The organism is Sulfuricurvum sp. (assembly GCF_031427015.1).
Taxonomy (GTDB): Bacteria; Campylobacterota; Campylobacteria; order Campylobacterales; family Sulfurimonadaceae; genus Sulfuricurvum.
On record NZ_JASJOW010000001.1, the window covers coordinates 414253 to 437940 of the forward strand.

Sequence of the window (23688 nt, forward strand, 5' to 3'; positions counted from 1 at the left end):
ATACCATGCAAGAACATACAACAATCTATTTTAAAGACTATACTCCTAGCCCCTATACCGTGGATACGTGTTCATTGGAATTTATCATCGAAGAGTCTTCCACGCGGGTTGAAAATATTATGACAATCCGTCGTCAAGACCCCACTGCAAAAGTCTTGCACTTAAACGGTGAAATGCTCGATTTAGAGCTGCTATGGGTAAATGACATCCTTTATTCCGAAGATATGTATACTAAAGAAGAGGATGGATTAATCCTCCCTCTTGATTGTGATGATGCACGCATTCGTATTATCAATCGTATCTATCCCGATCAAAATACCGCATTAGAAGGGCTCTATCGCTCAGGAGGAATTTGGTGTACCCAAAATGAGCCTGAGGGATTTCGTCGCATCACCTATTTCATCGACCGTCCTGATGTTATGACCCGTTTTACGACAAAGATAATCGCTTCCATCGAGAGATGTCCGATATTGTTAAGCAATGGAAATCTGCGCGGTACGGCGACACTCGATAACGGCAAACATTTAGTTCTTTGGGAAGACCCGATCCCGAAACCGTGTTATCTTTTTGCCCTCGTAGCGGGAGATTTAGGTTCCATTACCGATACTTTTAGCACGATGAGCGGTAAAAAGGTCGATTTGGCGATTTATTGTGATCGCGGTAATGAAGAGAAATGTCATCATGCCATGCGCTCACTCAAAAAGTCGATGGAATGGGATGAAAACGAGTACGGACGCGAATACGATTTAGAGGTTTACAATATTGTAGCGGTGGACAGTTTCAACATGGGGGCAATGGAGAATAAAGGGCTGAATATTTTTAACTCCCATTATGTTCTTGCCGATGAAGAGACGGCAACGGACGGTGATTTCATGGGGATTGAGAGTGTTATCGCGCATGAATATTTTCACAACTGGACGGGAAACCGTATCACCTGCCGAAATTGGTTTGAGTTAACCCTCAAAGAGGGATTGACGGTCTTTAGAGATCAATGTTTCAGCGCCGATATGAACTCTGAACTGACGCAGCGTCTGGATGATGTGAGAGCTTTGCGTGAGCGCCAGTTTGTGGAAGATTCGGGGCCGACCGCACATCCGATCAAACCGGATCATTATATTGAGATCAACAACTTCTATACCGCTACCGTTTATGAGAAAGGTGCGGAGGTGATTCGGATGATGCACACCGTATTGGGACGTGAGAAATTTCGTCATGCAATGGATTACTATTTTGAAAATTTTGACGGAAAAGCGGTGGGGACGGAAGAATTTCTTGAGTCGATGCAGTCTCAAAGTCCCGTTGATCTGACCCAGTTTAAACGGTGGTATTCGCAAGAGCGAACGCCGACTTTGAAAATTTCGAGTGAATATCGGAGCGGATCGGCTGAACTCGTATTGCGTATTGTTCAAATGATCCCCAAAAATACCAAGAACCAAGATCAGTTACCGTATGCGATGCCGTTACGAGTAGCGCTTTTGGCTTCCGATGGTTCTGCATATCCTCTTCAGAGCGATGATGTTACGCTCATGCATGAGGATGTCATATGGTTAGAAAATGAGACCAATGAGATCGTTTTCACGGGGATACCGATCCCTCCTTATCTCTCTTTAAATCGCGGGTTCAGTGCTCCGGTGAACATAGAGTGCAGTGAACTCGATTTCCCGTTTTTAATGGCGTATGAACGTGACGGATTTGTCCGTTTTGAGGCGGCACACCAATTCGGAATCGAGACTCTCGAAGCGATGATGAACGGCGGTGAGGTCAATGAACGTTATATCGAGAGTTACGGAGCAGTTTTACAAGATGAAGCGTGTGATACGATGTTTAAGTCTCAGATTTTAGAACTTCCGAGTATTACTACGTTAATGCAGCGTCAAACCATTATCGATGTAGTATCGATTGTGAAGGCGCAAGAGGAGCTTAAGCAGGTATTGGCAAAACGCTATAGGGATGTTATTTTAGAGATGATTGATTCGTTGTATGATCCGACAAATACAGATATTGACGGATTGAGTATGGGGAAACGCTCGCTTAAAAATCGTCTTTTGGGAATGGTGATGAGTTTGGGGGATAAGAGTGTGAGTGCATTATGTGAGAAACACTATTATGAAGCCCTCTCTATGAGCGAACGTCTAAGTGCTCTTGATTTACTGGAAAACTACGCTCCGGAGAGAGCCTCAAAAGGGCTAGAACATTTTTACACCCTCTACAAACATCAGACGTTAGTGATGAATAAATATTTTTCCCTTTGTGCCTCTTCACGTCGAATCGGAACACTAGAGAGGGTTAAAGCACTTCAGAGTGATCCGGCATACGATAATAAAGTACCGAATTTAGTGCGCTCACTGATTGGAAGTTTTGCCCGTAATCCTCTTGCTTTTTATGATATCAGCGGCGAAGGGTTCACTTTTGTTGCCGATAAAGTGATTGAGATTGATGCATTGAACCCTCAAATTGCTTCTGGTCTTGCAGGGGCATTTAAAAATTATCCCAAGCTCTCTATGGAGCAAAAAACTCTGATGGGATGTGAATTGGAGCGGATTAAAAATCATCCGAACCTTTCAAATAATGTTTATGAGATCATTACGAAAATTTTGGAAGCCTCTTAATATACACTACACTCCGGGAATGCGAGGGATATACCCAAGTTTAGAGAGTTTATAATACCAGCCCCAACCGATTTTCATCCAATGCCCGATGATCGGCATGGGAATTAAGAACGCTTTTTTTGCATTACGGTAGATAAAGCCTGCACCGTTACCCATATCCATGACACAGAGGATATTGAGGTGTTCTTTGTACCCTTTTAGTTCGCCTGATTTGAGTCCGTAGACGATAGCGCTATTATGGGCGGCATTACGTGCCATAACTTCGGCAATATGCCCTTGTTTGGCTTTCCAATCGGGCCCCTCAAGTGCACTCGCATCTCCGATGGCATACCACCCCTCAATACCTTCGATTTCACAAAAATCATTAATTTTGATAAAGCCGGTCGCATTTTGGGGTAAATCGGATGCTTTAATAAAACTATGGGCATCTCCGGCAGGGATAAACATGGTTAAATCGCTCTCTAAAATACTTTCATCTTCAAAAACAACAGCACTTTCTTCAAATCGTGCAATTTTTTTACCGTAGCGTGAGTTGAAACGGTTCTTTTTGAAAAGGGTTTTCAGTAAAGATAATGCTTTTTTCCCCATTCGCGCTCCGGGTTCAGCCATTGGAGCAAAAAAAGTCATTTCATAATTATCTCGAATCCCAAGTTTGGTGAGACGATGATGGAGATTGAAAAAGAGTTCAAACCCCGGTCCTCCCCGTACAGCACTCGGATCGTTCGGATTACCGCCGAATCCGAAAGCTATTTTTCCAGACCCTTTGGTGATAAGGGCGTCTATTTTTTCTTTGAGGAGGATTGACTGCTCCGGTGCGCCACAGATAGAGAGGGTATGTTCCAATCCATCGTGCTTCATTTTAGCCGCACCCATCGCAATCACTAGATGATCGATATTGCGTAAACCTCGATCTTTAAGGGTGATAGTTTTTTCTCTAGCATTGATTGCCGAAACGCTATCGACGGTCAGTTTAAAACCGTGTCGCGCGGCAATTTTGTCGAGAGAGAAGGCTACATCTTCAAATCGTGCCGTTTTGACGGGAATCCAGATTGCTATCGGATAGATGAAAACATAACTGCGTTCGCTAATGAGTTCAACATCAAAACCCTCTTTACGATAATAGATAGCCGCTTCGACACCGGCGATTCCACCGCCGAGAATAACAACACTTTTCATTATAAAATCCCTACTTCTAACCATAAAAATACATTATTAAAATATATGATTAACATATTAAGACATTATAATGCCATTGATGTTTTAAGTCAATAAAGAAATGTTTTTACTACCGATTTTATGGGTTATAAATGCTATAAATGTTAATTCATAGAGTATATTTCAATGATACGAAGTAATAAATTTATCAAATTATATTTATTAACGATTTATATAGAGTATGTGTTTTTGTGAAAAATCATCCTTTTTATAAAAATATGATTGGGAAAAAACGTAACACCGAGTGCTTTTCTAAAAATTTTAGTTTAAAATACAATGTTTCTTTTAAGGATGTGATAAAAATGTGATGATATGGTATTATAATCTGGTTTTATGGAATTCATTCAAGGAGAAGATATGGCGAGATTAATTGTCCTCGGTGGCGGTGTTGCCGGACATACGGCTGCTACATTCGCAGCAGATTGGCTAGGCCGTGAGCATGAAGTGGTGGTGGTTACACCAAACTCGAAATGGAATTGGATCCCTTCCAACATTTGGGTAGGTGTCGGTGAAATGAGCAAAGAGGACGTTACTTTTGATCTCGCCCCTGTGTATGAAAAAGCGGGTATTACTTATAAACAAGCGAAAGCGGTAAGTATCAACCCTGAGGGAAGTGCAAGCAACGATAAACCGTTTGTGACATTTGAATATACGGGTCAAGGTAAAGCGGGACAGAGCGAAGAGATGACGTATGATTATCTTATCAATGCTACCGGACCGAAATTGAATTTCGGAGCAACTCCGGGTCTTGGTGATGCTAACGGTTTAGGTGAATTTACCGTTTCAGTTTGTACGGCGGATCACGCTGAACATGCGGCACATGAACTCGAAAAAATTATGGATAAAATGCGCAAAGGTGAGCGTCAAAAAATCTTGATCGGTACCGGTCACGGTATGTGTACGTGTCAAGGTGCGGCATTTGAATATATTTTCAACGTCGAACATGAGATCCGTAAAGCAGGTCTTCGTGATATGGCCGATATCCAATGGATTTCCAATGAAGCGTTTATGGGCGATTTCGGTATGGGCGGACTTCATATGAAAGTCGGCGGTTACGTTGTAAGTAGCCGTATCTTCACCGAATCTTTGTTTGCTGAGCGCGGTGTTAATTATATTACCGGTGCGCATGTTAACAAAGTAGAAAAAGGGAAAGTTTCGTATGAACTTCTTGATGGAACTACGGGTGAAGAGAGTTTCGACTTCTCAATGCTGATCCCTCCGTTTGCGGGTGTTGGTCTTAAAGCGTATAACAAAGCGGGAGAGGATATTACCGATACAGTATTCGCACCAAACGGCTTTATGAAAGTTGACGCGGATTATACGGCCAAACCGTATGCAGAGTGGAAAGCATCTGACTGGCCTCGTACTTATCAAAATCCGACATTTAAAAATCTGTTCGCGGCAGGGATTGCATTCGCACCTCCGCATATCATCTCTAAACCGATGAAATCACCGAACGGTACCGTTATTAATCCGACTCCGCCGCGTACCGGTATGCCAAGTGGAATCATGGGTAAAGCGGTTGCTCACAGTGTGTGCGATTTAATCAAAAAAGGGCCTGATGCTCACTTGCATGAAGCGTCTATGGCAGAAATGGGTGCAGCATGTGTTGCCTCTGCGGGTAAAGGTTGGTTAGACGGACAGGCTGCGGCAATGACGGTTTATCCGGTTGTACCTGACTTTGAAAAATATCCTGGAACCGGCCGTGATACCGATTATACTTTCGGTGAGATCGGACTTGCGGGTCACTGGATTAAACATATCTTGCATTACTTGTTTATTTACAAAGCAAAACTCAAACCGTTCTGGAAAGTAATTCCGGAATAAATATAGACAAAATTACGAATACAGGAGACCATAATGGCAGTAAAACCAGAAGAATTCAATTTCGCTAAAAACGATCAATTCAATACGGCAATGATTCCGGGAAAATTTGCTCGTGCTATGCGCACATGCAAAATTTGGCAGTTTATCCGTTTTGTAATCATCAATATCAAGATGATTATCGTTGTAAGTAAAAGTCACTAATACCTGCGATGGCCTTTGGCCATCGACACCTTTCAAAGATACCTTCCTATGATTCAACCCTTACTTAAATACCCTGACCCGAAAATCCGTTTAATCTCGGCCAATGTCCGTTTCTTTGATGACGAACTGCACCGTTGGATTACCGACATGTGTGATACGATGAAAGAGCATGATTTAGACGCGTTGAGTGCCATTTTGATCGGTATTCAATACAATATTATCGTCCTTAAAGAAGCGGGTAGCTATACACCTTATATTAACGGCAGGTTGATTAAACATTCCGGAATGTCGACGCAGACAGAACGGAGTATCTATTATGAGGGGATAAGTGTTGATGTGGATCGGTATGAGAACGTAACCCTTATTTACGAAGATGAAAAGGGTGAACCGCATCATCGTGATCTTAGCGGTGAGCTTGCCCGTGTTATCCAACAGCATATGGATTATTGTTACGGGTCTACGTTTGTAGATCGTGTCGATAAAGAGATGAAACAGCGAATCAATGATTATCTGGAGTATGGATTGGTTGCGGATGGGGGATCGTGCCCTACGGTTTTTTATCGCGACTATTTCAAATTAGGGGTCAAATATCTCATTTCAGCAATGTTTTTATCGTTGCTTACCCCGTTATTTGTCTCTTCAGCGGTACAAGAGTGGATATATCGAATCGATATTGTTGCGTTTCTTACGGCAATATTATTGATGGTAGGGTACTTTTTTTATGCTCAGTATGAGTCCAGGCTTTATAAGCAGTGTACCAGCTGCCAAACCGGAAATATCATCGGTACCGTCGCAATATTAAGTTTCCAACTTTTTATCGTAGGATGCGGAATTTTTCTATGGATGGCACCAAAATAATAAAAAATTATAATTTTATCCCATTTTCAGTATCATATCCGAAATTTTTTGTTGCCTAAGGAACCCTCATGAGTCTGCCGGATATAGCAAATTTATTTCGATCCAAAGAGATTTTGATTGCGGCAAAAAACTCTATTTTACACGATTGGGTATCGGATGAGCTGTGTACCTCGATTTTAGAGCGTCATTCCATTGATGTCGATTTTTTTAAAGATCAGTATGCGGGAAGCGTATTTGACTATTTTATTGGGGTTGTTTCAGGGCAGATGGCGATCGGCGATTGTCCCGTAATCGCTGAGTTAATTGATTATTTGAAAAATAAAGAGCTTCGAGCAGATGAGCTTTTTGTTCTGTGTACCCATTTTAAACGCTCGGTTATTAATGAGACCTATCGTTTAGGGATCAACGATCAGTCGGTATTTGCTTCGATTAGCTACCTGTTCGATCAAAATTTCTCAAGTGTTTTAAAACTTTACACAGACACGATTTATCAAAAAGAGCAAGAAGCACTTAACGCTTCCAAAGCCAAAGAGTATTTTCTCTCTAATATGTCCCATGAGATTCGGACTCCGCTCAATGCTATTTTAGGATTTGTATCGCTTTTGCGCGATGAGACGACGAATCCGCGTTACCAGCAATATCTTGATATTATCAGCAACAGCGGAGAAAATCTTCTCCACATCATTAATGATATTCTTGATTTTAGCAAACTTCGAAGCGGTGAATTTACCGTTGACCCGCAGCCGTTTAATATTCATGACGAGATATCGCATACGATGGAACTTTTTGTTCCGGGTGCAAACTCTAAAAACATTACACTTACCAGCTTTATTGATCCCTCTATCCCTTATGAGATTACAGCCGATGCATTACGGATTAAGCAGATCGTCGGTAATTTTCTGAGTAACGCTATCAAATTCAGCCATCATGGAGGGGCTATCCATGTTGAAGCACGATGCGATGAGGGGGTGCTTTTACTCTCCGTACGCGATCAGGGATCAGGAATTGCAGTAGTTGATCAAGAACGGATTTTTGACGCATTTTCCCAAGCTCAGGAAGGGAATATGAAAATCAATGAAGGGACAGGGCTTGGGCTCTCCATTTGTAAGCAGTTGGCGGTTCATATGGGAGGGATGATTGAACTGGAATCCATACTGGGGGAAGGGAGTACTTTTGCATTAAAGATCCCTGTTCTCACTAGCGGTACAGCTGAAGTTTCAAAATTTGATGTTTCAAAGTTTAAGGGGATACGATTCGGACTTCTTGCGCATGATCCGAGCGAAAGCTACAAACTCGAATCGCTACAACGCTATTGGGATCATTTCGGTTTGGATGTTCATTTGATCGATAACGTACAAGAGTCATGTGATCTTCTTATCTTTTTAGAGAGTTCGATGAATGACGCCGCGCGTGAAATCATCATTGAAAATCAAATCCCTTCCGTAGCTATTCTTGATTTTTTAGATGATCGCTATGATAGTATTTCGACGATAACACCGCTTACGTTTCCGATCTATTGTACAAAGCTTCAAAGTGCTTTGAGTGAGGTTTTAGGGGTTGATACGCTCCAGTGTCCTAGTACCGAAGCGGCGGCATGGCGAGGAGGGTTTGAGGGGAAAGTACTCGTAGCCGAAGATAACCTAGCTAATCAAGAGCTGATTAAGATTATATTGGAGAAGTATGGATTGGGGTATACGATTGCTTCAAACGGAGTTGAAGCATTAGAGCTTTTTAAATCCGATACGTTTGATATGGTACTGATGGATGAACAGATGCCGCAAATGAACGGTAATGAAGCTACGGCTAATATTTTGGCGTATGAAAGAGAGAGCGGAATTTCGCATGTGCCGATCGTCGCTCTGACCGCAAATGTCATCAAAGGATCGCGTGAACGTTCTATTCAAAACGGATATGATGCTTTCTTGGGTAAACCGATCGTTATAAAAGAGATTGAGCAACTGTTTGAACGCTATTTTAAACCGATTATTTTAGCGGCAAAACGTTTGCATGTATCGACTGAGCGAAAATGGGGAAATATCGATAGGGAGCACCTTAAAAGTGCATTGATGTTAGAAGAGGATCAAATAGAGTATTTATTAGAGATATACGCTCAAAAAATGGAACATTCGCTCCATGATCTCTCTTGTGCGATAGACAATAAAGCCTACGAAGAGATTAGACATATTGCCCATACGATAAAAGGCTCAAGCGCCAATTTCCGTTTTGAAGAACTCTCCCGACTGGCGTATGTGATTGAAGAGTCTGCGCAAGAAGAAGAGATAGAGTTCGACTTTATCGAGGCGTATGAAGTGCTTCGGAGCGAGTTTACGAAACGATTTGCGTAAACATAGCTACTCTTCGAGATAATAGCCGACCCCCGAAGCATTTTTAATCACATCGGTAGGGAGTTTGTTACGAAGTCTCCATACGAGTGTTCGGACGCTGTTGTCGGTTGCCCCTTTGGCTTCCCAAACGTAGTTGATTGCCTGTTCAAAATCGACGACACTTCCGAGTTGTGCGACGAGAAGACGGATAAATGCGTTCTCTTTTTTAGTCAGTTTGATTTTTTGGTTTTGATAAAAAGTCTCTCCCAACCCTGTATCGTGACGATACCCTTCACCAAATTCGACAATCGGTTTATCGGAGAGTTTTTTAGCGTAAACCAGCTTTTCAAGCTCTTCACGATCCGATTTGAGTTCATCAATGTTAGACGAGCGTTTTTTCTCCTCTTTAAAACGGTAAAGTGCCATTTGGATCGTGGTATGGAGATTGATCGGATCAAACGGCTTGACAATGTATCCGTAGGGCTCGGTTTTTTTAGCTTTGGTGAGCATCTCATTATCGGAGTGGGCGGTAAGATAGATAAAAGGGAGTTGATTTTTATCGCGGATATATTGGGCTAACTCAATACCGTCCATCGTTTTTTGCAGTCCGATATCGATGAGGGCGATATCGGGATTATAGATTTTAATTTTATTACGAGCTGTAACGGCATTATCCGCCAGTGAAATGACATCGTAGCCTTGTTTTTCTAATGACATTTTTAAATTTATTGCGGTTACTTCATCGTCTTCGACGACTAGAACTTTAATCATAGGGCTACGTCCTCATTATTGATGTGATAGACGAGGATTTTATCACAATGTCGAGAAAATATAGGAATAAAGCGTACAAATTTTGTGATAATTTCCTTTGGTATGAGAATAATGTTTCTTTTTTATCCGTTATTCAACCCAAAAGGGGCATAATCGCGTTATTCACAGGGATTAATAGGGATATGTATGCTTGATTTTGACAAATTTACCAAATATTCTAAGCCGGGGCCTAGATATACGAGTTATCCGACGGCGTTGGAGTTTAGTGATGCTTTTGATTACGACGGTTACCTCGCAAAGCTCCATGCACAAGATCCCGCACGAGCACTCTCCCTCTATTTCCATTTGCCGTTTTGTAAAAATGCCTGTTATTTTTGCGGCTGTAACGTCGTATTTACCTCCAAAGAGGATAAAAAAGAGCGCTATATCGATTATCTTACACGGGAATTGGCAATTTTAGCTCAGCACATTGATGTCAACCGTCCTGTGATTCAGCTCCATTTCGGCGGAGGGACTCCGACGTTTTTTGATGCCGATCAGTTGAACCGTATTATCACCGCGATTAAAAGTCATTTTAAAAACTTTACCTCTGAAGCCGAGATCAGCTGCGAGATTGATCCTCGCCATATTAATGAGGAGCAAATGCGGGTGATGAGTGAAGCGGGATTTAACCGTGTCAGCTTTGGAATTCAAGATTTTGATGAAAAGGTTCAAGTGGCCGTTCACCGCGTGCAACCTTACGATATTACGAAAGCGGCGATGGATTTGGCGCGCAAATACAACATGGTAAGTGTCAACGTCGATTTGATCTACGGCTTACCGTATCAGAGTTTAGAGACGTTTAAAAAGACCCTCGATTTGGCGATATCACTCGATCCGGATCGTTTTGCCGTCTTTAATTACGCCCATGTACCGTGGCTTAAAAAAACGATGCGTAAAATCGATGAGACGACCCTGCCTCATCCGGCAGAAAAACTTGCCATTATGCGCTATACCATCGATCACATGTCGGAACTGGGATATAGAATGATTGGAATGGATCATTTCGCCAAACCCGAGGATGAGCTTTTTAAGGCGATCGAAAAAGGGGAATTGCACCGTAATTTTCAAGGATACACAACCAAAGGGGGTGCTGATCTGATCGGTATCGGACTTACCTCTATCGGTGAAGGTGTTGATTATTACGCTCAGAACTTCAAAGAGATGGAAGCCTACGAAGCGGCCATCGATGCAGGACGATTACCTCATGAGCGTGGTGTTGCATTAAACGAAGATGACCGCATTCGCCAATACGTCATCATGGAATTAATGTCGAACTTTAAACTCGATATCACACGATTCGAACGGCTGTACGGTGTGAAATTTGCCGAGTATTTTGCGGATGCTATCGAGGCGTTAAAACCTTTTGAAGCGGACGGACTTCTTACGATGACACCCTCTTCAATCGAATGTTCGACGACGGGAACCCTTTTGATCCGAAACATTGCGATGCCGTTTGATGCCTATATGAAACGTCACGCAAGCTCTGATAAAGCCTTCAGTAAAACGGTGTAAATATGACACGACAAGGCGAACTTTTTAACTTTACCGAAACCTCGGATGCCTGTATCAAGTGCGGGAAGTGTATTCCTGTCTGTACGATTCACAACGTCAATGCCGATGAGGTAACTTCTCCTCGCGGGTTTATTGATCTGCTCGGTGCGTATGAGCGGGGGCAGTTGGAACTCGACAAAAATGCCAAAGCGATTTTTGAGAGCTGTTTTTTGTGTACCAATTGTACCGATGTCTGCCCCAAAGCATTGCCGACCGATATGGTGATTGAGCAGGTACGTGCCGATCTCGCTGATAAGTATGGTATTGCATGGTTTAAACGGGCATTTTTCTTTCTTTTGCGTCACCGAACGACGATGGATATCCTCTTTAAGCTCGGATATGTGTTCCAAACGTGCGGATTTAAGATCAAGGCAGAGATTAATTCGATGCAGCCGCGTTTTAATCTCCCGATCATTAAAAAAGATCGTTTATTGCCCTCTATGGGGAAAACCTCATTTATGAACAGCTATCCCGAAAATATCTCTAACGGCGGGAAACGTCGTGTCGCGATTTTTATCGGTTGTTTGGCAAACTACAACTATACCGAGATCGGCAAGGGACTTTTAGAAATTTTGGAGGCATTGAACGTCGATGCCTTTATCCCGAAAAAACAGCTTTGCTGCGGAGCGCCGGCTTATTTTACGGGAGACTTTGCGACGGTCGATCATAATGCCAAAAAGAACATTGTCTATTTCGAGAGCTTTATTGACGAAGTTGAGGCGATTATTATCCCCGAAGCGACCTGCAGTGCGATGATTAAAATTGATTATGAACATTTTTTCCACGATCAGCCCGAATGGTTGGAACGTGCCCAAAAACTCAAAGGCAAAATTTTTATGGCAACCGAGTGGCTGGAGCAGAAGACGGAGCTTAAAGCGTTGTTGGCATCCAAAGGGCGTAGTGATCTGAGCGTCACCTATCATGATCCGTGCCACGCCCGTAAAATGCAGGGGGTTTATAAAGAGCCGCGTGCCTTGGTGAGCCAAAATTATACGATTACCGAGATGAGTGATCCGAATGCTTGTTGCGGATTCGGCGGGGTGACGATGCAGACGGAAAACTTTCATTTTGCTCAAGCAGCGGGACGTCCAAAAGCCGCCATGATTGCTAAAAGCGGAGCGCAAGTGGTTACCGCGGAGTGCAGTGCCTGTCGTATGCAGATTAATAACTCTATGAATGAGGCGAATGTGGATGTGGTGTTCAAAAATCCGATTGAACTGATCGCCGAGGCGTTACGCAAATGACTACGATAGAGGTTGAGTCGTTTTTAGAGACGTTTCAGACTCTCGTAATGGCGTCACTAACTCCCGAAGGTGAGCCCCATGCAAGTACCGCCCCGTATGTCCGTGTAGGAAGTGATTTTTACATCCTAATCAGCACCGTTGCGCAACACGGGCGCAATCTTCTCACCTCTCCTAATGTATCCCTTCTCTTTGTCGAAGATGAATCGCAATGCGTTCAACCCTTTGCCCGTAAGCGTGTAACGATTGAATCAACAGCATCCGAAGTAGTACGAGATGATGTGAGATATGAATCAATTATTGAACGCTTCTGTGCTCATTTTGATCCTGAACTCGTCACCTCATTAACCCAAATGGGGGATTTTCACCTTTTTAAACTCTCTCCGCAAAGCGGCAGTGTCGTGATGGGATTTGGGAGAGCGTATCGTTTGGATCACAACTTAGAGGTGATGACGCAAATAATGGGTCAACATCAAAAGGGTCATGGTAATGGATAAACTTCTGATTGTGTGGAGCAGCGGAGAGATCGAAGTTGCTAAAAAGCTTGTATTGCTCTATGGAAGCGTCATTTTACCTCGCGGCTATTGGGACGAAGCCCATTTAATGATATGGGGCCCTTCGGCGAAGCTATTGGCTGAAAACACGGAGTTACAAGCAATGGTTTCCAAAGTGATAGATAGCGGTGTAAAAGCCTCGGCATGCGTTGTGTGCAGTGATGATTACGGGGTGAGCGAACAGCTTCGTGAACTGGGGATCGAACCGACCCATACGGGTGAGTTTTTAACGCAGGCGCTTAAAAGCGACTGGAAAGTGGTGACATTCTGATGGAATTTTGGCAACACATATATGAGCATTTTAATCCCGTAGCCTTTAACCTGTTTTCGATCCCCGTTCATTGGTACGGGTTGATGTACGTTCTCGCACTCCTATCCGCACTGGTTATCGCCAAATGGATCGTTCAAAAAGATAAGATCGCTATCACCAAAGATCAGTTGGATGATTATTTTATCTATGCCGAGATAGGGGTAATACTGGGGGCGCGTTTGGGATATATCCTCTTTTACGATACCCATACGATCTATTATCTTACTCAACCGTGGCAGATTTTTAATCCGTTTATCGACGGGCAGTTTGTCGGAATTCGGGGAATGAGTTTTCACGGCGCAATATTCGGTTTTTTAATCGGCTCGTACCTCTATCATCGTCGTCACGGAATACCGTTCGGGCGTTTGATGGATTTGGTGGCAGTTTCGGTACCGCTCGCATACGTGTTCGGTCGAATCGGAAATTTCCTCAACCAAGAGCTTGTCGGACGTGCTACGGATGTGCCGTGGGGCATCTATGTGTATGACACGCTCCGTCACCCCTCGCAGCTTTATGAAGCGTTTGTCGAGGGGGTTGTGGTCTTTGTTATCATTTATGCGTACCGTCACCGTAAAGCTTACGAGGGTGAGTTGATTTTGCTGTATGGATTTTTATACGGCATCGGGCGGGGATTGGTCGAATTTTACCGTGCTCCCGATGCGCAGATCGGCTATTTGGTCGGCAGTTGGATGACGCTTGGGATGGCACTTAGTTTTGCGATGGCAGGGATTTCTGCCGCCATGTGGGTCTATTTTCGTTCCCGTAATCGAATACAAAAAGCGTGAGTCTCCTCTTCGTAACGGTATTCTAAAGTAAAGTTATGGAGATCCATAACCGATTGGGCAATATAAAGTCCCAATCCTAGCCCTCCATCTCCCCGTTCCGTGACAAATGCCTGCAATGCCTCTTCGACCGGACGTTTGAGCGCTTCACCACGATTTCGGATACATATGTGTTCCGCATCACACGCTATCTCTATCGGTAAAGATGTGGCATGGCGTACCGCATTGTCGATAAGGTTTTGCAACGCACTGGTGAAGAGCGCTTCATCTACCGTTACGATTTGTTCACACCCGCTTTGATGAACCGTTTCGTTATCGATCATGAGATGATCCATGGCACTTTGGATCATAATGTCTAAACGATGAGGCTTTTTAGTGAGGGAAAAAGCGTGCATCTTCTCAATATCCGCCATCTGATGGATCAGATGTTCCAGCCTTGAAAAGAGCTTAGCAAGCAAATTTCTATTCGGGCTGGGTTCTTCCAATTCTACGATTAGTTTTCCCTTGGTGATCGGTGTTTTGAGCTCATGCATGATATTGCGTAAAAAAAGTTCACGCGATTTTTTGAGTTTGTTTTGTTTTTCCAAGGCATCATAAAGGGCATTGGAAATGAGGGCGATTTCATCTTTACCGTTACTTGGTGTACGGTGGTGCATCTCTTCCCCTTCTCCATAGCGTTGTATTTGGTGATAGAGGTGTTTAAGTGGCTTAAGATTGCGCCATAACAAGAGATACATACTCACTAATCCGCCTAAGAGGGCAAAAAACAAAAACCAAACGAAATAGTAGGTTTTCCCCTCAGCGGTATCACGGTAAAGCATGGTACAGCGCCCTTCGGAGAGCTCATAAATAAATCCGATATCGTCTTTATAAATAGTCACTTGGACATTACGGGATCTTAGTTTAGACTGCATCGGAAGAGGAAGTTTTAGCGCTTCGCATCTTGGTGTTTTGGCCTCTAATACTTTGAACCCCGCTTCGGAGAGTTCGTGATTTTTTTCCATGCAGGTTTTCGTTTTGGTCTCATCAATAATACGGGACAGTTCCATAGAACGGTGGGTCAGAAGATGAAATTTTTGACGTTCCTGCTCATGCAGTGCGGAGATAAAAAGCAAAATGAGGACGATAAGTGCCAGTAAAAAGAAGGCATGGAGTTTAAAAAAAACGGAGTGGCGACGGCTGATCATAGGGTAAACTGATATCCCATACCGCGGATAGAGCGGATGAGGGTAGGGTGTTTTGGATTAGGCTCGATTTTTTGGCGGATTCGGCTAATGAGGACGTCGATGCTCCGTTCACTGCTTTCCCATCCGATTGATTCCACGTTATTGGCGATAAAATCACGGGATATAATTTGTCGGCGGTGTTTGATAAGGAGTGAAAGAAGTTCAAATTCGGCACGGGTAAGAGAGAGGAGCTCCCCTTCTTTGTAGATGCCGTTTTCGTCGACTCGAAACGTTTCACTGCTGGCTTGAATGGTTTTGCCGTTAATGCGGCGAAGAAGACTTTGTATCCGTGCAACGAGTTCTCTGGGCTCATAGGGCTTGGGGAGATAATCATCGGCACCGAGTTCCAGTGCGATCACTTTGTCTCCCAAATCACTCCGAGCCGAGGAGATAATGATAGGAATATCACTCCGTTCACGAAGCGCTTTGCACACATCCAACCCATCCATATCGGGAAGGGTCAAATCGAGTAAAACAAGATCGTACGATTCAATCCCCAAGGAGCTTAATGCCGTTTTGGGATGAGCGTAGCTGATCACCTCCATCTGATAACGACTCAAATACTGCGTGAGCAGATCTGATATTTCGAGGTCGTCTTCGATCAGGAGGATTTTAATCATATATAATTACTTTTCGCAGTTTTTGCAGCCCATACCGCCGGCAGGCATCTGCATTTGTTTCATGTCACCTTTATTCGGGCAGCTTTTTTGACCATCGCCTTGACCCATCATCATTTTCATACCTTCAAGTTTGGCACGTTGTTCCGGCGTGAGAACGGCCATCATTTTGTCGTGCTGTTTGTTGTGGAATGCTTTTCCCTCTGCACGAATCGCCGCTACTTGTTCTTTTTGTTTGTCGTTCAAATCCAATTTTTCCATCATCGGAGGGAGCTTTTTGGTGTCGCATTCGCATTTTTGCATCATACCGCCCATGCCGCCTTTATTGCCGCACATTCCACCTTGCATTCCGCCTTGCATCGGGCATGCCATTAACGCTGTTGCACCGAGGATCAGTGCGATACTTAGGATCTTTTTCATAGGGTTTCTCCGTGTTGTTATATTTAGACTCTGACAGTATAGAAGATATATGTCAATTCACTATCAATCTAGTGTTAACAAGATTAATAGGTTTCGTCTTCACTTTGGGCTTCGGTGATTTTCATCAAGGTTAAAAACAGTACCGTGATGGCCGGTCCGATAATCATCCCCCAAAATCCGAAAGTGGCCAATCCCGCGATAATGGCGAAGAAGATAATTAGTTCATTGATTTTCTCTTGAGGTTTAATAAGCCGTTGATTGATAATTTTAATAATGATCGGTTTGACAAACGTATCCGCAATGATTGAAATGACAATAATGGTATAGAGGGTAATAAAGAGGGCATTTTGGGTATGTCCCATCGAGAGCTCAAAAAGGGCAAACGGAAGCCACATAATCACCCCGCCGATAACGGGGATAAGAGAGGCAAAGCCGTACATAATCCCGAATAATAGACCGTTGTATCCCATATACCCTACGGCAATTCCGAACAATGCCCCCTCCAATACGGCGGTGGCGAGGATGGAGTAAAAAACGACACTCATGGAGGAGCGCATTTCAAACATAATAAGGGTACTTTCTTGTTGCGGAAAATGGGCAGAACGTTTAAAAAAATCAAAAATTTCCCGTCCGTAGTAGTGAGCGATAAAATAGAAAATCAAGATAAAAAGGGTGCCGGAGAGAAACGACATCGTAAAGGCTCCGATCAACGAGGCGTACGCAATAATGTGCTGACTCAAAGCAGTGGGATCAAATCCGATTAAAGAGGCTTCGATTTTCGCTTCGAGTCGTGAGAGTGCAGGGGGCAAATGGGTTAACCAGCTCCGTAGTTTTGCTTCCATGGTACTCATGATAGCGGGGTCAAGGTTTTGCATCATCACGGAGAGATGGAATAAAAAATAACCCAGCGGAGCGAAAAAGAGGGCTCCGAGTAAGAGGGTTGAGAGGGTTGAAGCCCAAAAACGGCTGCGGGTAAGATGTAAAAAGCCCATTTGAATATGGTGTGTTGAAATGGCCAAAAGCGAAGCGACGACGATACTCATCCAAAACGGTTCATACAGGCGATAAATTCCGTACGAGACGACCGCCAACAGCGTCAGCGTAAAGTACTCTTTTTTCATGGACAACATTATTCAAACAGTCCGTTTGAAGGCGTTCCGAATTTCAGCAGTTCGTGCGTTTTGAGGGTTGCAAGTCGTCCGCGTGCGGTTCGTTCCAAATAGCCGTTCGCGAGGAGATAGGGTTCGAGCACATCTTCGATGGTCCCCTCATCTTCGCTGAGTGCCGCGGCAATGGTACTTAGACCCATAGCGCGCCCTTTGGCTTCCATCAGGAGTTTGAGCAGACGGATATCCATCTCATCGAATCCGTTGGCATTAATTCCGAGCTGATCGAGAGCATAGCGGGAACGTTCATGCAAAATCGTGGATTCATTCGCAACGTCGGCAAAATCGCGTACCCGTTTCAGCAGTCGCAAAGCGATGCGGGGAGTCCCGCGAGAGCGTTTGGCAATCTCTTTTGCCGCTTCTTTATCGATATTTTTACCGAGTTTGGTAGCGGCTTGGGTGATGATAGCGCACAGTTCATCGGGGGTATAAAACTGCATCCGAAAATTCATTCCGAAACGATCCCGCAGAGGGTTCGAGAGCATCCCCGCACGGGTAGTCGCACCAATAAGGGTAAAGCGGGGTAGATCGATTTTAACCGTTTGCGCGGCAGGGCCGCTGCCGATGATGATGTCGAGGCGGAAATCTTCCATCGACGGATAGAGGATCTCTTCGACGGCAGGGGAGAGTCGGTGGATTTCATCGATAAAGAGGATATCGCCTTCTTCGAGGTTGGTGAGGATTGCCGCGAGATCACCGCTTTTTTCGATCATCGGGGCGGCAGTCACTTTGATGTTGCTTCCCATCTCGTTGGCGATGATGAGGGCTAATGTCGTTTTTCCCAGACCCGGAGGGCCGTAAAAGAGGACATGATCGAGTGCTTCACGCCGTTTGGAACTCGCTTCGATAAAAACGCCTAGATTTTTTTTGATTTGCTCTTGACCGATGTAATCGTCCCATGCACTAGGGCGTAGGGAAGTTTCCGTAATCTCTTCGGCGTTAAATTTTTCGATTTCGACTATGCGTTCCACGTTAGAGGTTCCTAATACACATGATTTTCATCAGGAAATGAGCGATTTTGCACTTCATCGGCGTAATTTTTTACTGCTTCTTTTACCGATGCCGCACCATTCATATATTGTTTAACGAATTTAGGGACAAACGGCTCATACAGACCCAGCATATCGGAGAACACAAGCACTTGCCCGTCCACGCCGTTACCGGCACCGATTCCGATTACGGGGATAGAGACACTCTGCGCAACACGCGTGGCTACTTCCGCAATAACCCCTTCAATCACGAGGATAAAAGCACCGGCTTGTTGGATGGCTTGCGCATCCGCGATGAGAGAGAGTGCCTCGTGTTCATTTCTCCCTTTGACTTTATACCCCCCCTCGGCGCGAACCGCTTGCGGTAAGAGCCCGATATGACCGCACACGGCGATTCCGTTGGAGGTAAGATGGTGTACGAGCGGAGCTTTATCGGCTCCCCCTTCGATTTTTACCGCATCGGCAGAAGTTTCACGATAGACGCGAATGGCATTGGAGAGTGCGGTTGCGTTATCGGTATAGGTACCGAAAGGCATATCGGTAATGATAAAAGTCTCAGGTGCCCCTTTGCAGACGGCTTGGGTATGATAAATCATTTGATCCATCGTCGTACTCAGCGTATCAGCGTTGCCTCCAAAGCTCATATTGAGACTGTCTCCGACGAGAAGGATATCGGCGCTCGGTGAAAAAATACGGGCGAATAGGGCATCATAAGCGGTGAGCATCACTAAAGGAAGTGAGCCTTTTCGTTTTTGAATGGAGCCGATAGTGAGTTTTTTCATACTATAAATATCCCATAGTTATTTAAAGTAGATAGTTTACCCAAAATTTGTTTCGGGTATCTATTTTATGGCAATTAAGAGGGGAGATTAATCAAAAGATGGTTATAATTTACCATCACAGGAGAACATCATTATGGGCATACGAAGCGTTCTTGAAGCTAATTTCGACTTTGAAATCATTGACGAATTTTTAGACCATTACGCAATGATGACGGAAATCATGGAAGGTTTAGTCATCAATCTGGGTAATGAAGAGCATTATCATCGAAGCATTGAAGAGCTGTTTAGAATTTTTCATAATATTAAATCAGCGTCAGGATATTTGCAAATTGAACCTATGACGCGTTTGGCCACTTTTGTGGAAGAAGCACTGGAGCTATTGCGCACACGTGATAAAGTAGTCAATGAAGAGACAGTTACCTGGTTAATAAGTGTCGCTGACATGTTTATGCAGTGGCAAGAAGATTTTAAAATGGATAACGAACTCTCGAAAGTCCATTTTTCCCTATTAATTTTACCCGATATGGAGAAAGAGTGAAACAACTCGTAGCATACATTACCGCAGGTTATCCCGATAAAAATTTTACCGTTGATTTAGCATTGGCACTCGGCGAAAACGGTGTTGACACGTTAGAACTCGGCGTTCCGTTTTCCGATCCCGTCGCGGACGGTCCTGTCATCGAAGCGGCAAACCAGCATGCGCTTGAAGCGGGCTTTCGGTTTGCCGATATTTTTGATATCTCCGCGCGTATCGCCCCAAAAATTGATACTTTATGGATGGGCTATTTTAATCCGTTTTACCAATACGGCATGGAAGCGTTACTGGATCAGGCAAAGAGTGTCGGAGTGAACGGTCTTATTATCCCTGACGTTCCGTACGAAGAGGCAAAAACCTATCATAACCTTTTTGAGAGCAGAGGATTAGCCAACATCACCTTCGTCGCCCCGACCGATGGAGAAGAGCGCATCGCTACGATCACCGCCGAAGCGCGCAAATTTATCTACCTCGTCGCTTATGCGGGGATCACGGGGAGCGGCAAAGCGGAAGATTTGGCTCCGACCTTAGAGATGATCAAACGCCACACGCAGACGCCGGTCTATGTCGGTTTCGGGGTTAACGAGAAAACCGCCCGTGAAAAAGTACAAGGGGCTGACGGTGTTATCGTCGGTTCCGCAATCGTCAATCTCCTTTTGGACAAGACGCTAAACAACACCCAAAAGATAGCTAAATGTTGTGAGATAACCCGCAACATCAAATCTCTTATTAACGAATAGAGATATATAATACGATTCTAACTTCGGTTATCTACTGTGGGGGCGACATGGCTTCGACTGGATCAAGAAGGTTTAGGTTGCATCGCCGGACTGAGCAGCTCCGTTATACGGCTCACACTTGCTTAAACGCAAACAACACTAATTACCGTCCTGCTTACGCTGTAGCGTAAGTTTAATTAAACTTTAGGACTGCGCTACCTTCCTATGCTATAACTGGAAGGGCTTGGCGTATAACCCCTGTGATAGCTATACTCTCGGAATGCCTCGGACGGGAACGAATTTAGAGGATAGTGGGCTGTAGCTTTGCTCGGTTGTGTGAGAGCTCACGAAACATAAACAACGATACTAAGCATGTAGACGCCTTTACTTCCTTGGTTTAGGACTCCGGTTCAATCCCGGACGCCTCCACCAACCTCATTTACCCCTTACCATCCTAATGCTATAATACCCTCATGAAAGAACATACCACTAAACAACTCAAACGTGACACTCTCGTCAGACTCAGTGATGGCAATATGGCGGTTATCCGTGATAACGAACCCTCCGTTAAACGTAAAGTCGAAATGATGGTAGAGGGTAAGCCTCAGCTAGTCGTGATCGAATCGTATACAATCGTCTCTGTATCGATCAAAGGCAAAGGGTGGCATGATATCACCCATACGGACAAAGAGAAAGAGCGACAAGCCGCCCATTCATAATTATTCTCCCCTCACCCCTTTTTTCTTTACGAAAAAAGGAAAAAAAAGGACAGGCTACTTTTTAAGCGATTATCGCAAAAACGCCTCCCCCGCCCTTTACTAAAACTTCTCTCACTATATTTTTATTTTGTAGCTTCCCCGTAATTATTTTCCTTTACTATTTAAAAGTTGCTTCCACCCAAGCAGTATAATATTTTTGAATATATTGACACAGAAGTTTTAAAGTGTTACAATGGGTTCAAATTCATTTTTAAGGTTGCAAAATGTTAAACAATGCTAATGAATTACAAGTCAATAAAACGGTTCTTAATCGACTAAGACAGCTTACGACCAAACATATGATTGTTGCGTATCGCGCCAGAATGAGTAATTATGAAATAGCATTGTGTCAAGAGATCAGTGCCATGAGTAAACTTCCTCTGATAGACGTTCTGGAAAAAATGGAACTTTTCAAACAAACAAGTGCCCATATTCTCTATAAAAAAGATTTCATGTTCGTTTGAATCTCTTTTCTAAATCCTTTTCTCCTTTTAAGTGCAATTTTTAAAATCTTGAATACTATGTCAACTACACTATTTATCCGTAAAAGAGAATTGGAATGAAACGAGTTATAGCCTTAGTAAGTGTAGTATTAATGTTGGGAGGCTGTGCGCCACAGCCAGAAATACAACAACCTGCGATAATCCCTCCGAAACCGTGTATCAATGCCGCACAGCTCAACGCCTACGGGTATGATCATCTTGAGCGGGTCGCACGTCTGCTGCGCGAGGACAAAAAGAATATTGAGAGCTTTGAGGGGTTTATCAATACGATGAAAGGGACGGTTGATAACTACGCCGATATGATCAAATCGAGTGTCTACATCAGCAATGTGGTACGATTTTTACCGATTCCGTATGCGGGGGAAGTGTCTAACACTACGAAACTGATTTCCAAAACGCTCCTTAACCTCGGAGGTGCCGCGAGTGCCTTAAACCGATACAAAAATAGCTCGGAGTATTTTTTAGCGAACTTTGACAAACTGAACCGTTCGACGGCCAAGGGATCTGAAATCGCGAAATTAGCCCTATACGCCGATACGAAGCTGATGGATGACGCCCAAGACCTTGAAAACGGATTAAAAGAGATCTCTGCTTCCACACAGATGATGGCGGCAACGACACAAGCCATCGCCGATGCGCTAGAGAGAACCAACGGGTATGTCAATAACGCAAAGAACTTTGTCGGATTTTCAAAGCCTGAGGGGGAGGATACCTCTACCGTAATTCAGAGCCGAAATTCGATTAACGCACGTATGGGGCAACTCAGTCAAAAAATAGCATCACTGGAAATGAGCGGGAAATCACATCGATTTAATATTGCAAAAGCGCGTATTTATTCACAGTTGGCAATGCAGTTAGAGGGATCGAAGTAGGTTTTAGGTGAGGCGATTGGGATCGCCTCGGAGAGCAATTATGCTTTTTTCATAAACGCGGCGACGAGAACGATCGTACTGCCGTTTATTTTTCCCTCAATGTAGCGTGAATCATCGGTAAGACGGATATTTTTAACGATGGTTCCCCGTTTAGCGGTGAATCCCGCCCCTTTGACTTCCAAATCTTTGATAAGGGTTACGGTATCCCCCTCGGCGAGGATAGTTCCGTTGCTGTCACGTTGGACAACCGCTCCGCCGTCATCGTTAGCCGCGGTGTTAAGCATTCCCGCTTGCGCCCATGATTTTACGTCGTCTTCGAGATACATCATATCGAGCTGATCTTGATCTCCTAACGCCGATAGAAGGCGATACGCCATCACTTGTACGGCGGGAGTTTGGCTCCACATACTATCTGAGAGACAGCGCCAGTGATCCGAATCGAGGTTTTGAGGATTGGTAATTTGGCTTTTGCAGGTTTCGCAAATGTAGATCGATTGATCGGCAGAGGCATCGCTCGGAGAGACTTCGTAAACGCTCAACCCTTCGGATGCTCCGCATAATTCACAGATATTTCCGCTTCGTTCTTGTAATGTTTGTTCAATACTCATAATAACACCTTACTAAATTAATAAGCGCATTATAGCGTATCGCTCAATCGCCCCTTTTAAATGAAACTTTTTTGGTGAAATCTATATTAATAGGATACGGTTCGATACTTTGTGAAATTTTTTTGGTCATTTCCACACTATTTAGCTTTATTGCTCTTGACTTCTTTCATCTTTTCCCCTATAATTCCCGTCCACAAACGCTGATGAG

Annotated in this window: 24 protein-coding genes and 1 other RNA gene; 16 read left to right on the forward strand and 9 right to left on the reverse strand. The window is 44.0% G+C overall.

What is annotated here, in order from left to right; all coding sequences use genetic code 11:
• The first annotated feature begins 5 nt into the window (after positions 1-5).
• On the forward strand, positions 6-2609 hold the full coding sequence (gene pepN / locus RMO68_RS02210; RefSeq protein WP_310439075.1) for an aminopeptidase N: 2604 nt from the start codon (positions 6-8) through the stop codon (positions 2607-2609).
• Between the two features lie 6 nt (positions 2610-2615).
• On the opposite strand, the gene RMO68_RS02215 is transcribed toward pepN, so the two are convergent.
• Positions 2616-3785 carry an NAD(P)/FAD-dependent oxidoreductase gene (locus RMO68_RS02215; RefSeq protein ID WP_310439076.1) on the reverse strand — a complete coding sequence of 390 codons (1170 nt, stop codon included), beginning with the start codon at positions 3783-3785 and terminating at the stop codon, positions 2616-2618.
• A 396-nt stretch (positions 3786-4181) separates the two neighbouring features.
• Here RMO68_RS02215 and RMO68_RS02220 point away from each other — a divergent pair, with 396 nt between their 5' ends.
• The 4 genes from RMO68_RS02220 (at position 4182) to RMO68_RS02235 (ending at position 9055) form a co-directional block, all read left to right on the forward strand.
• A complete protein-coding gene (locus RMO68_RS02220) occupies positions 4182-5651 on the forward strand; it encodes an NAD(P)/FAD-dependent oxidoreductase (RefSeq protein WP_310439077.1) in 1470 nt (489 codons plus the stop codon).
• A 33-nt stretch (positions 5652-5684) separates the two neighbouring features.
• Positions 5685-5852 carry a hypothetical protein gene (locus RMO68_RS02225; RefSeq protein ID WP_310439079.1) on the forward strand — a complete coding sequence of 56 codons (168 nt, stop codon included), beginning with the start codon at positions 5685-5687 and terminating at the stop codon, positions 5850-5852.
• Between the two features lie 48 nt (positions 5853-5900).
• Positions 5901-6710, forward strand: a complete 810-nt coding sequence (locus RMO68_RS02230) for a peptide deformylase (RefSeq protein ID WP_310439080.1) — start codon at positions 5901-5903, stop codon at positions 6708-6710.
• A gap of 68 nt (positions 6711-6778) precedes the next feature.
• The gene (locus RMO68_RS02235) at positions 6779-9055 is read left to right on the forward strand and encodes a hybrid sensor histidine kinase/response regulator (protein WP_310439081.1); all 2277 of its coding nucleotides are present in this window, start codon (positions 6779-6781) and stop codon (positions 9053-9055) included.
• Between the two features lie 6 nt (positions 9056-9061).
• Here RMO68_RS02235 and RMO68_RS02240 read toward each other — a convergent pair whose 3' ends face one another.
• A complete protein-coding gene (locus RMO68_RS02240; protein WP_310439082.1) occupies positions 9062-9805 on the reverse strand; it encodes a response regulator in 744 nt (247 codons plus the stop codon).
• 186 nt (positions 9806-9991) lie between these two features.
• On the opposite strand from RMO68_RS02240, the gene hemN reads away from it, so the two are divergent.
• Genes hemN through lgt form a run of 5 tightly spaced genes read left to right on the forward strand, consistent with a single transcriptional unit; the run spans position 9992 to position 14288 of the window.
• Positions 9992-11359, forward strand: coding sequence for an oxygen-independent coproporphyrinogen III oxidase (gene hemN, locus RMO68_RS02245; protein WP_310439083.1), 1368 nt, complete (start codon positions 9992-9994; stop codon positions 11357-11359).
• A gap of 2 nt (positions 11360-11361) precedes the next feature.
• Positions 11362-12642: a (Fe-S)-binding protein gene (locus RMO68_RS02250; protein ID WP_310439084.1), complete on the forward strand. Its 1281-nt coding sequence runs from the start codon at positions 11362-11364 to the stop codon at positions 12640-12642.
• The gene (locus RMO68_RS02255; protein WP_310439085.1) at positions 12639-13136 is read left to right on the forward strand and encodes a HugZ family protein; all 498 of its coding nucleotides are present in this window, start codon (positions 12639-12641) and stop codon (positions 13134-13136) included. Before RMO68_RS02250 ends, RMO68_RS02255 begins: the two co-directional genes overlap by 4 nt.
• A complete protein-coding gene (locus RMO68_RS02260; RefSeq protein WP_310439086.1) occupies positions 13129-13464 on the forward strand; it encodes a DsrE family protein in 336 nt (111 codons plus the stop codon). The genes RMO68_RS02255 and RMO68_RS02260 overlap by 8 nt, the downstream gene beginning before the upstream one ends.
• Complete coding sequence (gene lgt, locus RMO68_RS02265; RefSeq protein ID WP_310439087.1) at positions 13464-14288, forward strand: prolipoprotein diacylglyceryl transferase; 825 nt, start codon at positions 13464-13466, stop codon at positions 14286-14288. The genes RMO68_RS02260 and lgt overlap by 1 nt, the downstream gene beginning before the upstream one ends.
• On the opposite strand, the gene RMO68_RS02270 is transcribed toward lgt, so the two are convergent.
• The 6 genes from RMO68_RS02270 to panB form a co-directional block, all read right to left on the reverse strand.
• Positions 14252-15472 carry an ArsS family sensor histidine kinase gene (locus tag RMO68_RS02270; protein WP_310439088.1) on the reverse strand — a complete coding sequence of 407 codons (1221 nt, stop codon included), beginning with the start codon at positions 15470-15472 and terminating at the stop codon, positions 14252-14254. The genes lgt and RMO68_RS02270 overlap by 37 nt on opposite strands.
• Positions 15469-16131, reverse strand: coding sequence for a response regulator transcription factor (locus RMO68_RS02275; protein ID WP_310439089.1), 663 nt, complete (start codon positions 16129-16131; stop codon positions 15469-15471). Before RMO68_RS02275 ends, RMO68_RS02270 begins: the two co-directional genes overlap by 4 nt.
• 6 nt (positions 16132-16137) lie before the next feature.
• Positions 16138-16548 carry a hypothetical protein gene (locus tag RMO68_RS02280; RefSeq protein WP_310439090.1) on the reverse strand — a complete coding sequence of 137 codons (411 nt, stop codon included), beginning with the start codon at positions 16546-16548 and terminating at the stop codon, positions 16138-16140.
• Positions 16549-16631: 83 nt separating this feature from the next.
• Positions 16632-17669, reverse strand: a complete 1038-nt coding sequence (locus RMO68_RS02285; protein WP_310439091.1) for an AI-2E family transporter — start codon at positions 17667-17669, stop codon at positions 16632-16634.
• Between the two features lie 8 nt (positions 17670-17677).
• Positions 17678-18685, reverse strand: a complete 1008-nt coding sequence (ruvB, locus tag RMO68_RS02290) for a Holliday junction branch migration DNA helicase RuvB (RefSeq protein WP_310439092.1) — start codon at positions 18683-18685, stop codon at positions 17678-17680.
• 11 nt (positions 18686-18696) lie between these two features.
• A complete protein-coding gene (panB, locus tag RMO68_RS02295; protein WP_310439093.1) occupies positions 18697-19485 on the reverse strand; it encodes a 3-methyl-2-oxobutanoate hydroxymethyltransferase in 789 nt (262 codons plus the stop codon).
• Positions 19486-19618: 133 nt separating this feature from the next.
• On the opposite strand from panB, the gene RMO68_RS02300 reads away from it, so the two are divergent.
• The 6 genes from RMO68_RS02300 to RMO68_RS02325 all read left to right on the forward strand — a co-directional run bounded on the left by RMO68_RS02300 (position 19619) and on the right by RMO68_RS02325 (position 22872).
• The gene (locus RMO68_RS02300; protein ID WP_310439094.1) at positions 19619-20023 is read left to right on the forward strand and encodes an Hpt domain-containing protein; all 405 of its coding nucleotides are present in this window, start codon (positions 19619-19621) and stop codon (positions 20021-20023) included.
• A complete protein-coding gene (gene trpA / locus RMO68_RS02305; RefSeq protein ID WP_310439095.1) occupies positions 20020-20760 on the forward strand; it encodes a tryptophan synthase subunit alpha in 741 nt (246 codons plus the stop codon). Before RMO68_RS02300 ends, trpA begins: the two co-directional genes overlap by 4 nt.
• A 38-nt stretch (positions 20761-20798) precedes the next feature.
• Positions 20799-21171, forward strand: a transfer-messenger RNA (tmRNA) gene (gene ssrA / locus RMO68_RS02310).
• Positions 21172-21212: 41 nt separating this feature from the next.
• The gene (locus tag RMO68_RS02315) at positions 21213-21458 is read left to right on the forward strand and encodes a hypothetical protein (RefSeq protein WP_310439096.1); all 246 of its coding nucleotides are present in this window, start codon (positions 21213-21215) and stop codon (positions 21456-21458) included.
• Positions 21459-21721: 263 nt separating this feature from the next.
• Positions 21722-21961 carry a hypothetical protein gene (locus tag RMO68_RS02320; RefSeq protein WP_310439097.1) on the forward strand — a complete coding sequence of 80 codons (240 nt, stop codon included), beginning with the start codon at positions 21722-21724 and terminating at the stop codon, positions 21959-21961.
• 95 nt (positions 21962-22056) lie between these two features.
• Positions 22057-22872, forward strand: a complete 816-nt coding sequence (locus RMO68_RS02325) for a hypothetical protein (RefSeq protein WP_310439098.1) — start codon at positions 22057-22059, stop codon at positions 22870-22872.
• A 38-nt stretch (positions 22873-22910) separates the two neighbouring features.
• Here RMO68_RS02325 and RMO68_RS02330 read toward each other — a convergent pair whose 3' ends face one another.
• Entirely contained in the window at positions 22911-23480 is a 570-nt protein-coding gene (locus RMO68_RS02330) for a PhnA domain-containing protein (RefSeq protein ID WP_310439099.1), read from the reverse strand.
• Between the last annotated feature and the right edge of the window lie 208 nt (positions 23481-23688).